Here is a 16,773-nt window from a genome sequence, read left to right as displayed (position 1 = left end):
AAGCCAATCGGTTGCCTAGAATACTCCCCCGTAACTAACTAAGAGGCTCCCCCATGCACGCACGATACGACGCGGCATTCAGCCAACTGCCAGCCGCTTTGCAGGCGGCGCTCTCACCGATTCTCAATGATGCTGATTTCCACGCGGTGATTACCGCTTCTCAAGTCGAAAGTCTGAAACAGGCTACCGGCATGAGCGACCGCGAATTAGCATTTGCCCTGCTTCCTATGGCCGCCGCATGCTCACTGGCACCCATCTCCAAATTTTACGTTGGTGCCGTTGCGCGCGGTGTTAGCGGCAACCTGTACTTCGGTGCCAACATGGAGTTTCTGGGCGCGCCGATGCAGCAAACCATCCACGCAGAACAGTGCGCGGTAACACACGCATGGCTGCGCGGCGAAAAAGCACTGACTTCCATCACGGTTAACTACACCCCCTGTGGCCACTGCCGACAGTTTATGAATGAGCTGAATACCGGCATCAAACTGGCGATTAACTTACCAGGACGTCAAGCCGCCACGCTGGGTGATTATCTGCCTGACGCCTTTGGCCCACGCGATCTTGAAATCAAAACCCTGCTGATGGATGAAGAAAACCATAACCTCAGCTTGGCTAATGCGGACGAATTAACATTAGCAGCGTTAGACGCTGCCAACCGCAGCCATGCGCCTTACAGCCATGCCTATAGCGGCGTGGCGCTGGAAGCCGAGGACGGTAGTGTTTATAGCGGACGCTATGCTGAAAATGCGGCCTTTAACCCAAGCTTGCCGCCGTTACAGGCTGCGCTGATTCTGATGAACGTTTCAGGCAAAGATGTGCTGCGTACTCGCCGTGCTGTCTTGGTTGAAACAGAAGACGCCGTGTTCTCTCAATGGGATGCAACCCAAGCAACGCTGCATGCGTTAGGCTGCACTCAGGTAGAACAGGTTCAGATTTAAGCTGTTTTTAACGCAGGGTCATTCGGCTCTGCGCTCCCATTCCTCGCCAAATCCTGTAAAAAAGTGTTACTTAGCTCGCACTTTCCCTGCTAAATGTCATCTTTCTATAACAAGCATTGAACAACTTATTAGTATCTCTTAGGATCGCTGGGATGACGCATTAAAATCTCTGATAATCTGATTACTATACCCAAAATAATTCGAGTTGCATTGAGGCGGCAAGTGAGCGAACCCCGATGAGCTTACCCAAGTAAGTGATTCGGGTGAGTGAGCACAGCCAACAAAAATGCAGCTTGAAGTATGATGGGTATACCGCCCGACATAAAGAGTGCTACCCATGGAACTGGAATACGAAAGTAAACGTCCGTTGTACATCCCCTACGCAGGCCCGATCCTGCTGGAATTCCCCCTGCTAAATAAAGGCAGCGCCTTTAGCGAAGAAGAACGCAGCAACTTCAACCTACACGGCCTGCTGCCTGAAGCCGTTGAAACGATTGAAGAACAAACCGAGCGCGCCTACCGCCAGTATCTGGATTTCAAAACCGATAACGATAAACATATTTACCTGCGCAATATCCAAGATACCAACGAAACCCTGTTCTATCGCATGCTCGATGCCCATCTGAGTGAAATGATGCCAATCATTTACACCCCGACGGTCGGCGAAGCCTGTGAGCATTTCTCTGATATTTACCGTCGCGCCCGTGGCCTGTTCATCTCCTATCCGAACCGCGACCGCATCGACGACATGCTGCAAAACGCCACCAAGCAAAACGTAAAAGTTATCGTCGTGACCGACGGTGAACGCATCTTGGGTCTAGGCGATCAGGGCATCGGCGGCATGGGGATACCTATCGGTAAGTTATCACTGTACACAGCCTGCGGCGGCATCAGCCCGGCCTATACGCTGCCGGTGGTGTTAGATGTGGGCACCAATAATCCACAGCGCTTGAACGATCCGCTGTATATGGGATGGCGTCACCCACGCATTTCCGGTGATGAATATTATGCCTTCGTTGACGAGTTCATTCAGGCCGTGAAACGCCGCTGGCCAAATGTGCTATTGCAGTTTGAAGATTTCGCCCAGAAAAACGCCACCCCGCTGCTTAACCGTTATCGTGATGAGCTGTGCTGTTTCAACGATGATATTCAAGGCACCGCGGCCGTTACGCTGGGTAGTCTGATTGCCGCCAGCCGTGCGGCCGGAAGCCAGCTGCGCGATCAAACGATTACGTTCTTAGGCGCAGGTTCTGCCGGTTGTGGTATCGCCGAACAAATCATTGCCCAGATGAAATCTGAAGGCCTGAGCGATGAAGAAGCACGCCAGCGCGTCTTTATGGTCGATCGCTTTGGCTTGCTCACAGACAAACTGCCAAACCTGCTCGAGTTCCAAAGCAAGCTGGTGCAAAAAAGCACATCACTAGCAAACTGGAAAGTAGAAAGCGATGCAATTTCACTGATGGAAGTGGTGCGTAACGCGAAACCTACCGTTCTCATCGGCGTTTCGGGTCAGCCAGGCTTGTTTACCGAAGAAATCATTCGCGAAATGCACAGCCACTGCGCGCGCCCAATCGTTATGCCATTGTCGAACCCAACGTCACGCGTTGAAGCACGTCCAGAAGACATTATTAACTGGACCGATGGCGCGGCGTTGGTCGCTACCGGCAGTCCGTTCGGGCCGGTAAGCTATAAAGATCAGATCTTCCCGATCGCGCAATGTAATAACTCATACATCTTCCCAGGTATTGGGCTCGGTGTTCTGGCCTCAGGAGCAAAACGCGTCACCGACGGCATGCTCATGTCCGCGAGTCGCGCCTTAGCCGACTGCTCACCGCTGGCACAGCAAGGTACAGGCGCGCTGCTACCTGATATTAAAGATATCCAACAGGTATCGCGTTCCATTGCATTCCAAGTAGCCAAAGAAGCACAGCTACAAGGCGTGGCCGTGTTGACCTCTGACGAAGCGTTATTACAAGCGATCGACAATAACTTCTGGCAGCCTCAGTACCGTATCTACAAGCGAACGTCATTCTAAGCATTTGTGAAAGTCGCTGAGTGAAATCCAACGAGAGTTATCTCCCAAGCGTGGTGTAACAACCACGCTTTATTTTTTATTTCGTGCCCTCATCGTCTAAAAAATCATCAAGTTAGGAAAATCCCACTCAGATTGCTTGCGTCGCCTGAGCGGGTAAAGTAGCCTCGTAGACATAAGCACACCCAGCCATAAATACAACCGACGCAGCAGGCACCATCATGTGGAGACGACTGATATACGGCATTTTAACCGTCGCTATTTTACTGGCGGTGACTGCTATTGGTCTGGATCGCTGGATTAGCTGGAAAACTGCGCCGTATATTTACGAAGACGTGCAGGATTTGCCGCATCGTCAGGTGGGCGTGGTTTTAGGTACGGCTAAATATGTCAGTACTGGAACCATCAATCAGTACTACCGCTATCGCATACAAGGCGCGCTTAACGCCTACAACAGCAATAAAGTGAATTACCTATTGCTGAGCGGCGACAATGCGCTTCAGAGCTACAACGAGCCGGTCACCATGCGCCGCGACCTCATCAATGCCGGTGTGCCTAACGGCGATATCGTGCTCGACTATGCAGGATTCAGAACGCTGGATTCCATTGTGCGCACGCGCAAAGTTTTCGACACCAACGACTTCACCATCATCACACAACGTTTCCACTGTGAACGTGCTCTGTTTATTGCGCTGCACATGGGTATACAGGCTCAGTGCTTGGCAGTGCCGTCGCCAAAAAATATGATGATGATAAGAGTGAGGGAAATTGGTGCTCGACTGGGCGCGTTAACCGATCTCTATATCCTTAAGCGCGAACCGCGTTTCCTTGGCCCAATGATCCCTATTCCCGCAGTACATAAAGTCGCGGCCGATGCACAAAGCTATCCAGCGGTATCTCCAGAGCAATTGCAAGAGCTTGAGCAGGTTTTAAAACAAGAAAAAGCCGCTGAGAAACCAGCGGCCAAATAGTTAGGAAATTTATAGGCTAGAAAGAACTTAGCGGTTTCGGTTCTCCGAGTAAGAACCCCTGCAAATACTGCACGCCTAATTGCTGTAGCATCTCCAGCTGTTCTTGAGACTCAACATATTCAGCAACGACCTGCAGTTTCTTTTCTCGAGCAATATCGCAAATCGACTTAATGATCAGCTGGTCGAGCGAATTATTGACAATATCTTTAACAAACACGCCATCAATTTTCACGACATCCGCATTTAAAGACTTCAAACGCTGATAGTTAGAAAATCCGGTACCAAAGTCATCAATAGCTATTTTGAAATGATAATCACGTAGCGCTTTGATCGTTGAGTGCTCGATATTCTCGTTAACAAGATGCTGTTCTTCGGTGATTTCAAAAATAATCGCTTCCGGCCGAACGTGGTAATGCTCAAAGATTTCAATAATCCGTGGTGCAGTATCACGCTGCATCAACGTCAGCGGCATCAGATTAACCGAGAAGCAGGTATTGCTCGTGTCTAATTTCGCTTCGCTAATATGCTTCACCACATTTTCAACCATGAGCAAATCAAACTGCGCGCATAAATTAAACTCAGAAATCAGCGGAATAAATTTACTGGGAGGGATCACTTCGCCGTTATCCAGAAGACGTGCCAATATCTCGTAATAACTCTTTCCTCCGGAATGGACGATCGGCTGCGCATAAAGCTCGAGACGGTTCTCATGCAACGCCGTCGTAATTTTCCGCAGCCACACCACTCGCTCGCTCACTTCTTCTCTAATTGATTGCGCATTTTCCTCTAAGCTGATGACCTCATTTTCAAGGCTAGCGCGCTCAGAAAGATGATGCAGCTTACCCACGCGGGTATACAGCGACTCTTTCTTAGCATCAAACTGGGTATAAGCGATCCCATAGCGCAACATCACCGGATTATCATTCCAGCTTAATTCAGCATCGCACAAGCTCTGACGAATGCGATGAATACGGTTTACGTTATCCGTCGTATCCAGATAAAGCAGCAGTTCGCAACCAGGCAGTTGATAGATATCTTCACCCGGTTTAAGCAACGGCTTAATCACCGCCGCAATGCGCCTTTTGGTATCAACCCGCATCATCATGCCATGGTAGCGGCTCAAGGCTTCTAGATTGGTTAAACGAAGAAAACAGAGCGTACCTTTTGGATGACTTTCGATATACACGCTTAGAGAGCGGATATTTGCTAACCCCACCATCGGATCAATGCGAGCAAGATGCATATATACCCGCTTCATCACTTCGCTGCGTTTAAACATCACGGCCATATAAAAAATTGAGACTGTGAACGCAATTAATGAAGCTGATAAAAATGCAATCTGATAACTACTATTGAGCTCAACAGAAAAATTTGAGTTAAAGATAAATAAAAAAAGCGTAGTAAATGACCACATAAGTAAAATAACTCGATGGCCAAACCTAAATATCCCATAGGTAAACAGAATAAATAACAATGGAATAAAATAGCTTACGTTAAAGTTTTCCTGAGCAGGAAAACAAATAGCAAATAGTGCGCCCAATAAAATCCCTAACCAAATGAACGTTACACAATGTTTTTCTCTTGAAAAAGCATCACGTAAACATTGGTTAAAAAATTTCCTTGCATAGCTTCGGTTAAGCAACATCCGCAAAGTATAATAATAGGCAGGAGCTATTGCGATTGAAGATAAAACCAGCGCCTCAACGTTAACTACCGCGAACATATCTAGCTTATACGAGAAATAACGCTCCATGACGGGTGACATGTCTAGCACGGAACCGAACGCCAGCATCATGCCTTTACAGGCCAGCGGATACAGTAACCCAAAGACAAACATACGAATGCCCAACGCGCGGCTACTCATGCTGTCAATATCATAGCGCCAACGAACGCCCACCACGCGATCCATGACGCAAAAGCTTCCCCACAGTGGTATTCCGTAACACAGTGAAAGCACCACCGCTTCGGTCAAGCTCATGATATTTAAAGTTGAATAATATAAAGTATAAACGATAAACAGCGGGACAAACCCTTTCATGCCAAATAACATGACGACTGAAATCGCTAAAGCCAACGGAAGATAAAGTAAAAAAATTGCGTTCCCTTGAATGTTCGCCATAGGCGATAATTCACGCGATAAAGGCAGCAATACGATGCAAATAAGCATCGGAACAATCATTTCTTGCAGCCTGATAATGGTATTTCTCATTGTATCGATATGCTTCTTTGAAAAGAAAAAATATCAGAGATAGAAACAAACAATGAAACCTCACGTTTGTTCATTCCGTAAGTTATGGGTTTATAATTTAAGAAATGTCTATTCTCGTAGAAAAATCCGTTTAATGCTGCTCACATCCATGAAGTGTAGTTAGCAAGAGACATAATTTCTTTATGTTACTAGCTCAATACTTCAAGTATTAAACCTGACGAGAGATTATTACATATTGCGGGTTACAAAATGTAGAGTTATTAGTACATTCAAGAATGTTCCTAGATTAAGATTAGCCAAGTACATTCTTTTTTTATTATAAAGTTAAGGATGTCATTACATTTAACAACTATAAAGATATTTTTTAAACAAAAACATGTTAATAAATTTGGTTTGTTTTTATTAATAATTAATTAAAGGATTATAAGTTTTTATCACCATGAATTTATTATTGATGGATTTGGGACGAGAAATATCTCATAAAATACAAAAAGCCGAACCTAAGTTCGGCTTTTTCAAAGATACGATTATTTTTTCTTCGCATACTTAAGCGAGTCAAGGGCTACCGCAAAGATGATAATTGCGCCTTTGATAATATACTGCCAATAGGGATTAACACCAATGTAGGTCAGGCCATAGTTGATCACGGTAAAAATAATGACCCCTGTCACCACGCCGATAACGGTTCCTACACCGCCGCTGAATGATACGCCGCCAACGACACAGGCTGCGATAGCATCCAATTCATACATAAAGCCAAGGTTATTCGTTGCGCTACCGATACGCCCTGCTTCAAGCATCCCGCCGAATGCGTAGAACACACCAGACAGTGCATACACCATAATCAAATTGAGCGGTACGTTTACCCCGGAAACTTTCGCCGCTTCTGGGTTACCACCAATCGCAAAGATATTTTTGCCAAACCGAGTTTTGTTCCACAGCACCCAGACGAAAGCCACCGCGATCAGCGCATAGAAGGTGATATAAGAGAGTTTGAAATCTCCGAAGCGTAAGAACCCCTGTGCAAAATTAGAAAAATTCGGCGCAAAGCCCGCAACTGGTGAAGCACCCACATAGTCGTAATACAGAGAGTTAATACCGTAGACGATAATCATGGTACCAAGAGTGGTAATAAATGGCGTCACGTTAAGATAGGCAATAATTAAACCGTTCACTAAACCAATCACCGCCCCCACAGCACAGACCACAAGAATAACTAATGGAATTGGAACAGTATCTAAATTTGGAAACACCTTATTGACGTTATCCATAGACTGTAACAGCGTTGCCGCAATCACCGCCGCCAATCCGACCTGACGCCCAGCAGATAAATCCGTGCCCTGCGTAACAATCAACCCTGCCACACCGAGCGCAATAATAATGCGCACCGATGACTGGGTCAGAATGTTACTCAGGTTCATTAAGCTTAAAAATGTCGGGTCCTGAAAAATAATAATCGCTAACAATACCAACAAAACAACATAAATCCCGCCCTCTTTAAAATAGGTAAACAGGCTTTTTTTATTTAATACCCTCATATTCGTACCCTTAAAATATCAGGTGCAACATTACCGATGCAGAATTTATAGATGCAAAGAAGCCAATCGCAGAATTTCATTCTGAGACGTTCTTTTAGTTTCAACGATACCGGCAACTTGGCCATTACTCATGACTAATATGCGATCGGTAATACCCAGTAATTCAGGCATTTCTGAAGAAATAATAATGATGCCTTTGCCTTTTTTCGCCAGCTCGGTCATCAGTTGATAGATTTCGAATTTAGCGCCCACATCAATACCGCGGGTGGGTTCATCCAGCATCAATATTTCGGGCTGAGTCAGTAACCAACGACCAATAATCACCTTTTGCTGATTACCACCAGACAGCGAACCAATCGACGTATGATGCCCTGGGGTTTTTACCCGCATAGCATCAATAACCCACTGGGTATCGCTTTTCATCCGCCGATTATCCAGCAGGCCCACTTTATTTTTATACTTACGAATATTCGAAATAAGCGAGTTAAAGCCAATATCGAGATAAGCATAAATACCGGTAGAGCGACGTTCCTCAGTCACTAAGGCAAAACCATGGTTTATCGCTTCGTTCGCGCTATGGTTATTAATCGCTTTGCCATGCAGGCGGATCGTACCTTTTACCTTTTCACGAATGCCAAACAGGGTTTCCACGATATCTGTGCGCTTAGCACCGACCAGCCCTGCGATACCTAAAATCTCGCCTTCGTGTAAATCGAATGAGACATCACGGATTGAAGGCTGGCGCAACGATGTCAAATCACGGACTTCCAAGATGACCTTACCCGGCGTATTAACACGGTCGGGAAAACGCTGGGTTAACGAACGCCCCACCATCATTGAAATGATTTGATCCATACTCATGCCATCTAACGTTTGGGTCGCGATCCACTGCCCATCACGCAGAATCGTTATTTCATCGCAAAGCTTAAAGATCTCTTCCATTTTATGGGAGATATAAACAATGCCGCATCCACGATCTTTTAATTTACGGATAATAGTAAAAAGATGATTAACTTCTTTTTCGGTTAGAGAAGAAGTTGGCTCATCCATAATCACAATTTTGGCGTTATATGAAAATGCCTTAGCAATTTCAATCATCTGCATTTGGGATACAGATAACCCTGCGACTTTTTCACGCGGATCGATATCAATATCGAGCTCATCAAATATCGCTTTGGTATCGTGGTACATCTTATCCTGATCGACAAATATCCCTTTCATTGGATAGCGACCAAGCCACATATTGTCCATCACGCTACGCTGCAGAACTAAGTTTAGTTCTTGATGCACCATCGAAACGCCGTGTTCCAATGCTTCTTTAGCGCTCTTGAAATTAATTTCTTTTCCCTGAAAAAGAATACGTCCTGAATCTTTCTGGTAAATACCAAACAAACATTTTAAAAGCGTGGACTTCCCTGCGCCATTCTCCCCCATCAATGCATGGATGGAGTGTGGTCGAACGCGCAGATTGACATTATCCAGCGCTTTGACGCCAGGAAATGACTTATTGATATTATCCATTTCCAATAAAAACGCGTCATCATCATGTTTTATCGATGCGTTCTCTTGATTAGAAATCTGTTCTTTTGCCAAAGAGCTATCGGTCAACGAGTTACCCATCAAAGAGTTATCTGGCATAACATCCACCTGAAAATGACATAAAGAATAAGCCCGATAACATCTGGTTGAACCATCAATCTATATCGGGCTTAAAACTTAAAAGTTATTGTTATATAGGCTTAGGTGAAGCTTATTTTTTAATAAACTGTGACAGGTTGTCCTGATCGACGCCGACATACGGAACGCGAACGATTTTATTTTCAATTTTCCAGTTAGTACCTTCGCCCGCAGGCTTGCCTTCGGCGAGATTTTTGGTCAAATCGAAGGTGGCTTTGGCTTGGTTATTGGCATCGTTCAATACGGTACCCGCCATTGCGCCTGATTTAACTAATGCCAGCGCTTCTGGCAGCGCATCGACGCCAAACACTGGAATAGCGGTTTTGTTATGCGCTTTCAGGGCTTCGACGGCGCCCATCGCCATGGCATCGTTGTTAGCGATAACCACTTCAATCTTGTTTGCATTTGGGCCAGACAACCATGCATCCATTTTATCTTTAGCCTGCGCGGTATCCCACATTGCAGTATCTAACTGCAACTGCTGCGTTTTAATACCTTGATCGTTCAGGCTTTTCACCACGTAAGTGGTACGCGCTTCAGCATCTGGGTGGCCCGGCTCGCCTTTCAGCAGGACGAACTGAATGACACCGTCTTTGTTTAGATCCCAGTTAGGATTGGCTTTCCAGTGTTTACCGATCAGTTGACCCTGAATGATGCCAGACTCTTTGGAGTCAGTACCCACGTAATACGCTTTGTCGTAGCTATCCAGCGCCTTGCGAGAGGGTTCTTTGTTGAAGAACACCACCGGAACATCGTTTGCCTTCGCTTTATCAATAATCGTTGGCGCAGCTGCAGGATCGACGAGGTTAATCGCCAGTCCTTTCACGCCACGCGCCATCAATACGTCAACCTGATCGTTTTGCTTGGACTGATCGTTTTGTGAGTCATTCATCAACAATTTAACGCTGGGATCAGCCTTAGCATCGTTTTCTAACGCCTTGCGTACCACGGACATAAAGTTGTCGTCGTACTTATAGATGGTGACACCGATATTGGTGGTTGCCGCCTGCGCCGCGACGCCAAACATCATGCTGGCCGCCAAAGTTGCTAAGGTAAACGTCTTCTTATTCATGTGAAGCTCCGATTGGATGTAGGGTATTTCAGCATGGATGTCCGATTTTTCAGACGCCCTTTTTTATCGTTTCCACTATCGCTGCGGCAAGAAAACAAATATCAACGCGAACCGTTTAAAATACACATATCGTTTACATTTAGAATATCCCAGCCACTCTAGGTTTGACGCCCGAAAAACCTAGAGTATCAGGGCGATTTACACGTATGACTGATATTTGTGATAGCGAAAACGCCACAAGAATAGACACGATTATGTTAATATTCTGTGAATGAACTCACAGATTGAAAACGGTTACATGGGCCAATCTGCTGACAAAGTGAGCTACACCACATTTATCGAGAACCCACGCTCCAGCGCTGCACTAAGGTAGGCATAAAGCAATGACCGTTGGTTGAAAGCGGTGTTTGATGAGCAGACTTAAGCGCCAGCTCAGAGGCTAAAGTAGCCATAGAAACAATAGGATAACGGACTGTGGTCAGTTTAGGGCTGGTATAGCGAGCAATAGGAATATCGTCGAAACCTACGATAGAAAATTGTTCTGGAATAGAAATACCGTTTTCTTTCAACACGGCTAAAGCACCGGCTGCCATTGCATCGTTATAAGCAAACACGGCACTCAGCTGCTGATTACGGCCAAGGAGTTCCACCATTGCGGCCTCGCCCCCTTGAAGATCGGGCGAAGCGTAGGCGCACCACGCTTTACCGATTTCGACCCCCGCGGATTGCATGGCGGTTTCATATCCTTTCTGCCGCATCACTTGGTCTTCAATCTGATGATTCGAACCCAAAAAGCCAATCCGCCGATGACCTTTATCCAGCAGCAACTGCGTAGCTATTTTTCCACCCGCTAAGTTATTTAATCCCACACAGCGGTGCTCATAGCCCGGCACGATACGGTTGATTAACACCATCCCCGGCACCTGATGCATAAATGCCACCAGCTCATCGTCAGATAGCATTTTCGCATGCACAATCAACGCATTGCAGCGCTGGCGGATCAGCATTTCTATCGCTTTTCGCTCTTTGTCTGCATCGTGATAGCTGTTGGCAATCAGCAGATTTTTGCGTTCACGCTGAGCGACTTCATCAACACCCTTAACTAAAGCGCCAAAGAACGGGTCAGAAACATCCATCACCACCACACCCAACATATCGCTACTTTGCGTTGCTAACGCCTGCGCGTTGGCGTTCGGACGGTAGCCGAGCTCGGCTACGGCGCTCTGCACCACCGCTTTCGTTTCCGGCGTAGTGATCGCCGTATTATTCAAAACGCGAGATACGGTCGCAACGGAAACCCCCGCCAGCCGAGCAACATCACGAATAGTGATCATGCGCGACGCTCACGACGGCAAAGAAAAGCACAAAAATAAACACGGAATGGTGCAGGACAGCGAATGGCATTCATAGAGATCCCTGGGTCGAAAGCACTTACGTGATATGACCGCGCTATGCTACCCAGTTTTTCATCATTGCTGCGTGAAATATGTCACAGGAAAGAAAACGTTTTCATACATTTCATTAACGTTTATTTCAGTTCACGCTTTTCACCTGTGTTTCTAGCCTCAATATTTGCTTGAAACGCCATGACTTAATCTCTTTTTTGAGTGCCAAGCGCCGTTAATTTACGCCACAGCCACTCAACCGGTCCTTGCTTGAAGTGACGCAGCCAAAATATCGAGAATAGAATATTAACCAGCCATACTACCGGAACAACCCACAGCAATGCCGTTCTTGACCAGTGATTAAACATGGCGAATTGATAAAACAACGTGGTGCACAGCAGCGTTTGCAGCAAATAGTTCGTCAACGCCATGCGCCCAACCTGCCGCAGAGCGAAGGCAAGTTTAAGCCGTGAGATTTGTGGCCAGAATGCATAGATCAGCGAAACATAACCGATCATCATGAGTGGCGCAGTCAGTTCGGCAGGCACCTGAAGCAAATAGCCACTAACGTGATATTCCCAACCGTTTTGCCACTGCGCGATGGTTGTCGGTACCTGAATGCTTAATCCCACCACCAGCGACCAAAGCGCCGTTCGCCGATAATGCCGCTGGCTGAAACTACCGCTTAGCCAGCCACTGCGCATTAACGCAGCGCCGGTCAGCATCAGCCCTGCGAGCTGCCAGCCATACTGCACCGCGAGCGCCATCAGATTTGCGCTGAGCAAATCACTGCGATTACGCCATGCTTCCCAACCACCGTGTATTTTCCAAATGCCTTCGTACTGAATGGCGGCATATCCCGGCAGCCAAAATGCACTCGGCTCTGGCCCTGCAATCAACCCCAGTAATAGCAGCAGTCCTAGGCCAATGGCATACAGCACAAGGCCAGTGCGCAACAGCTGTAGCGTTGAAGTCGCATCCCGGATCATTCGCCAACTGATTAATCCAATCAGCCCGTAGGCCAATAAAATGTCGCCATCCCAAAAGAAAATAGCGTGGATGAGCCCGAATAAAACTAGCCAAGATAAACGTGCACGCAGCCAGTGTTTGCCTTTGGGTAGCAATAGCTGAAGCCCTGCCCCGAACAGCAGCGCAAACATGGCTAAAAATTTGCCTTGCACGAAGATATGTAGCAGACCCCACGTTAGCGTATCTGCGCCATCAGGTAGGCCGTTATAGGCAGGATTAAGATAGGCTGCTTTAGGTAAACCAAAGCCGGTGATGTTCATTAAAAGAATACAAAGAATCGCCAGCCCGCGCACAAAATCCAGCGTACCAATGCGTGTTTTCAGCATGGCAGGTTTTGTTACCGCTTCGGATTGAGAGTTTTGCAAACGCTGCAGCATAACAACGATCCCTATAGAAAATACTTTTACTATACCCAAAACAATTCAAGTTGCTTGAAGTATGACGGGTATATAAAAAAACGCCGGCACATGGCCGGCGCTGTATCACTTCGAGTCAATCACCCGATTATGCACACTCAATTAGCCGTGATGGCGTACCGCGCGCAAAAACTCCTGACGAGTATTTTGGCTCGATTTAAACAGCCCACCGAGTGAGGTGGTGGTCGTCGCGCTGGTCGCATCACGCACGCCACGAGCTTTCACGCAGTAATGCGTGGCATCAATCGACACCGCAACGTTATTGGTGCCCAGCAGCGTTTGTAACGCAACCAAAATTTGCTGGGTCAAACGCTCCTGTACCTGTGGGCGCTGCGCAAAGAATTGCACGATGCGATTAATTTTCGACAGGCCAATCACGCAGTCTTTAGGAATATAGGCCACCGTCGCTTTGCCATCGATGGTGACAAAATGGTGCTCACAGGTGCTGGTTAGCGTGATATCTCGCACAGTGACCATCTCATCAACCTTCATCTTATTCTCAATGACGGTTATTTTTGGAAAATTCGCATAGTCCAAGCCCGAGAAAATCTCATCAACGTACATTTTGGCAATACGGTGTGGCGTTTCCGCCAAGCTATCGTCAGACAAATCAAGATTGAGCAACTGCATGATTTCCGTCATGTGCTCTTTGATGCGCTGCTTGCGTGTTTCACGATCTAACACTTCCCCTTTCAGGGGAGTTTCTAGGCCACGAGCCTCTAGCGCCGTATGAACCAAAACTGCTTCTTTACTTAGCGATGACATCAATTCTCTCCTGCAGGTAATCTTAATTCTGAGCACAATTTGATGGTGATCACATCAGAATTTTGTCATCACTTTAGTGGAGTGCGAACGCTTTATCCAGTGATACTCTTTCAGCTATACATGAAAAACCGTCATTTGTTTAATGCATATAAAGTGTGCGGTTATCCATCAACCCGCTCTGTTTGTGGTCTGCATACCGGCTGCGGGCGAAAAACCAAGCCACCTGCAACGAGTAAACCTATTGCAGCAATATACAACGCGGGCTCTAAACGATGCGTTAGCGACGTTGAAATTGCCGAAAGCATAGGGCCGACTAATTGACCAACGGCGTAACCGGTGGTTAGCAGTCCAGCCATATAACGAATGTGCGAAGGCGCTAACTCGCGGCCATATTGCAGCGAAAGTTGAACTACGCATAAGAACCCGCCGCCGGTGAGTAATGCGCCTAATACCAACCCACTGACACCAGGGATCGTTTCTGTGAACACAATGCCTAATGCTTGAATCCACAACACAATCGCTAAACGTTGCTGAGTCAGCAGCCAGCGGCGCGTCAAAATCCCCAAACCAATCCCTACCACGGCGGCAAAACCAAAGACGGGCCACACAAACTGGGCAAAGAGGCTATCGGGGAAACGGGCATGCGCCATTTGTGATAAAAACGTCGCAGGTAAGATATAGCCAAATCCGGCCAGACTGTAGCTCCACACCAATCGTTTGAGCGCGGGCGTTAATACCAAAGGCTGCGCTGGCACGTCAGGGCGATGAAGCTCCCCTGCTTTTGGTAAGAAACGGGCGATAAAACCATTCAGCACCAACGCTAACACGCCATAAACCAGCCACGCCTGAGCCGCATCGAGATTAAGCGCGCTAATTCCGACCGATAGCATCCCACTGATAAAAATACCGGCGCCAGGACCGGCAAACACCGCGGCAGCAAGATTGGGTTTTCCGAAATGAGCCAGACGTTCATTGGTCCATGCGGCCACCAGCACCATTGCCCATCCGCTCGCCCAGCCAACCATAAAGCGAATTAAGCTATGCCACCAAAAACCGCTGACAAAGGCTGAAAGCAGCGTTAAAAACACCGCCCCCCAAAGCCCAAGCTGCAACCGCCGTTCAACCTGTCTGCTCGCTCGCATCGCGTCAAAAGCACCGGCCAAATAGCCCAAATAGTTAAGCGCGGCCACAATTCCCGCGCCGGTCAGTGAAAACTGATGCTCTGCAATCATCAACGGAACCTGAGGCGTGAAAGCAAACCGCCCAATTCCCATTGCCACAACCAAGGCTAAAAAGCCGCTTAATGCGATACGCACTGCCATTGCAGGATCTCCATCCCTATCATGCTGATGATAGATAATTGTTAAATAATTTATTGTTATATTGCCTGACCAAGAAAATCTCAAAAAGTGAATAATGATAATCAAGTTATTCACACAAAGAGAATGAATGTAAATTTTTCCCAGCTCGGCATGTTCTGTAGCGTAGTTGAAACTGGCTCAGTTGCTCGAATGGAAGTGCTTATAGAACATTTGAAACTTCAAACTAAATCAGCAGTGAGTTTGATGCGGGTTTTATTTAGGATAGTAAACTCGTTTTTTCTGCCGTGTAGAGGCTACGCTTTGTAACCTCTACACAACGTTACGCATGTTATTTCAGGGAGATATTTTAGTCGGTAATATTCACATCAATTGCCTGATAAAACGCGTTACTTGTATCTGCAATATTCCAAACCGCCAGAATCACCTGATCTCCGGTATTGCCTGTCGGGATGGTGCATTTATGAGTCACCGTTTGAGGAGGAAGAGCGCCACCATCATTAAACTCACAGAATGGTTTTAGATTAAAATCTGCCCGAGTCAATGGCTTGGTGTTATTCCAACCTGACTTTGTCAGATAATATTTCCAGCTTGTCGTTTTATGTTGTGCCGTTAAATTCCATACAAATGTATTTTCCCCGCTCTTAATGGATGTTTTCACCCAACGCGTCGGGCTTTGGCTATCTAAAGCACTAAAGTTTGCTTTCCCACCGCTCGCCAAGTGACCATCGGCAGGGCCGCCGGATGGAAATCCCTGAGGGCCTTCAATACTTTGTGGTTCATATTGGACGGGGCCACAATTACTATTGACGCCAAGTTGGCATTGGTAAGAACGACTCGGTGGCGAAGTGACAAACCCATGGGCATAAGAAGCTTGGCAATAAAACATCACTCCGGCGGTTAAAACTGACGTTGAAATTAACGCCTGTAATTTTCTGTTCATATTCAGTCCTTATTAAGTTGATACGAGATTGAGCGCGAAACTAAATAGCGTCATTCCGCACAAATTCAGTTAACAACCGAAATATAAAAAAACCAACAGAATTAATATTTTAAACTTAGATAACAAACGCACCTCGTAATAAATAATTTTTTTAAAATATTATTAATATTATTCTGAATGACAAGAGAATGAAAAAGCCCTATTTAAATATTGATTCAAAAGGCATAACAAACATTGAACAACGCTTTTAATAAATAGACTAAATCCTGAGCTACGCCTGCCTAATTATTTCCCACACAATAGGTAGTGATATCTCGATATAATTCATACACCAGGCGAATACCAACAAAATAACGATCTATATAGTTTATAGATGAGTAAAAATATACATAACATGTGACAATTCACTTGAGATATTCACAATAAATAAAGTAAGATTTTTAGTACATCCATAGAAAAATGCCAATAATGAAAATCCA

Annotated in this window: 12 protein-coding genes; 3 read left to right on the top strand and 9 right to left on the bottom strand. The window is 46.3% G+C overall.

Annotation, left to right across the window (positions count from 1 at the left end; all coding sequences use genetic code 11):
• Window positions 1-53: 53 nt before the first annotated feature.
• The 3 genes from cdd to sanA all read left to right on the top strand — a co-directional run bounded on the left by cdd (window position 54) and on the right by sanA (window position 3,941).
• Complete coding sequence (cdd, locus tag DSM2777_RS12790) at window positions 54-938, top strand: cytidine deaminase (RefSeq protein WP_061554144.1); 885 nt, start codon at window positions 54-56, stop codon at window positions 936-938.
• Window positions 939-1,275: 337 nt separating this feature from the next.
• Complete coding sequence (locus DSM2777_RS12785) at window positions 1,276-2,973, top strand: NAD-dependent malic enzyme (protein WP_046458085.1); 1,698 nt, start codon at window positions 1,276-1,278, stop codon at window positions 2,971-2,973.
• A gap of 218 nt (window positions 2,974-3,191) precedes the next feature.
• Window positions 3,192-3,941 carry an outer membrane permeability protein SanA gene (sanA, locus tag DSM2777_RS12780; RefSeq protein WP_046458086.1) on the top strand — a complete coding sequence of 250 codons (750 nt, stop codon included), beginning with the start codon at window positions 3,192-3,194 and terminating at the stop codon, window positions 3,939-3,941.
• A 16-nt stretch (window positions 3,942-3,957) separates the two neighbouring features.
• On the opposite strand, the gene DSM2777_RS12775 is transcribed toward sanA, so the two are convergent.
• From DSM2777_RS12775 to DSM2777_RS12735, 9 genes are all read right to left on the bottom strand, one after another.
• Window positions 3,958-6,150 (bottom strand): sensor domain-containing phosphodiesterase, encoded by a 2,193-nt coding sequence (locus DSM2777_RS12775; protein ID WP_061554143.1) that lies wholly within the window; start codon window positions 6,148-6,150, stop codon window positions 3,958-3,960.
• Window positions 6,151-6,677: 527 nt separating this feature from the next.
• Entirely contained in the window at window positions 6,678-7,688 is a 1,011-nt protein-coding gene (mglC, locus tag DSM2777_RS12770) for a galactose/methyl galactoside ABC transporter permease MglC (protein WP_061554142.1), read from the bottom strand.
• Between the two features lie 45 nt (window positions 7,689-7,733).
• Window positions 7,734-9,209, bottom strand: a complete 1,476-nt coding sequence (mglA, locus tag DSM2777_RS12765; RefSeq protein ID WP_046458186.1) for a galactose/methyl galactoside ABC transporter ATP-binding protein MglA — start codon at window positions 9,207-9,209, stop codon at window positions 7,734-7,736.
• A 229-nt stretch (window positions 9,210-9,438) separates the two neighbouring features.
• Window positions 9,439-10,437, bottom strand: coding sequence for a galactose/glucose ABC transporter substrate-binding protein MglB (gene mglB / locus DSM2777_RS12760; protein ID WP_061554141.1), 999 nt, complete (start codon window positions 10,435-10,437; stop codon window positions 9,439-9,441).
• A gap of 335 nt (window positions 10,438-10,772) precedes the next feature.
• Window positions 10,773-11,771 carry an HTH-type transcriptional regulator GalS gene (galS, locus tag DSM2777_RS12755; protein WP_061554140.1) on the bottom strand — a complete coding sequence of 333 codons (999 nt, stop codon included), beginning with the start codon at window positions 11,769-11,771 and terminating at the stop codon, window positions 10,773-10,775.
• 257 nt (window positions 11,772-12,028) lie between these two features.
• Window positions 12,029-13,228 (bottom strand): DUF418 domain-containing protein YeiB, encoded by a 1,200-nt coding sequence (gene yeiB / locus DSM2777_RS12750; RefSeq protein ID WP_082790877.1) that lies wholly within the window; start codon window positions 13,226-13,228, stop codon window positions 12,029-12,031.
• Between the two features lie 141 nt (window positions 13,229-13,369).
• Window positions 13,370-14,032 (bottom strand): GTP cyclohydrolase I FolE, encoded by a 663-nt coding sequence (gene folE, locus DSM2777_RS12745; protein WP_046458091.1) that lies wholly within the window; start codon window positions 14,030-14,032, stop codon window positions 13,370-13,372.
• 161 nt (window positions 14,033-14,193) lie between these two features.
• A complete protein-coding gene (locus DSM2777_RS12740) occupies window positions 14,194-15,354 on the bottom strand; it encodes a YbfB/YjiJ family MFS transporter (protein WP_061554139.1) in 1,161 nt (386 codons plus the stop codon).
• Between the two features lie 346 nt (window positions 15,355-15,700).
• Window positions 15,701-16,294 carry a lytic polysaccharide monooxygenase gene (locus DSM2777_RS12735; protein WP_061554138.1) on the bottom strand — a complete coding sequence of 198 codons (594 nt, stop codon included), beginning with the start codon at window positions 16,292-16,294 and terminating at the stop codon, window positions 15,701-15,703.
• Window positions 16,295-16,773 lie beyond the last annotated feature (479 nt).

Source organism: Obesumbacterium proteus (assembly GCF_001586165.1).
GTDB lineage: Bacteria > Pseudomonadota > Gammaproteobacteria > Enterobacterales > Enterobacteriaceae > Hafnia > Hafnia protea.
This window is presented reverse-complemented; position numbering and strand designations above follow the sequence as displayed.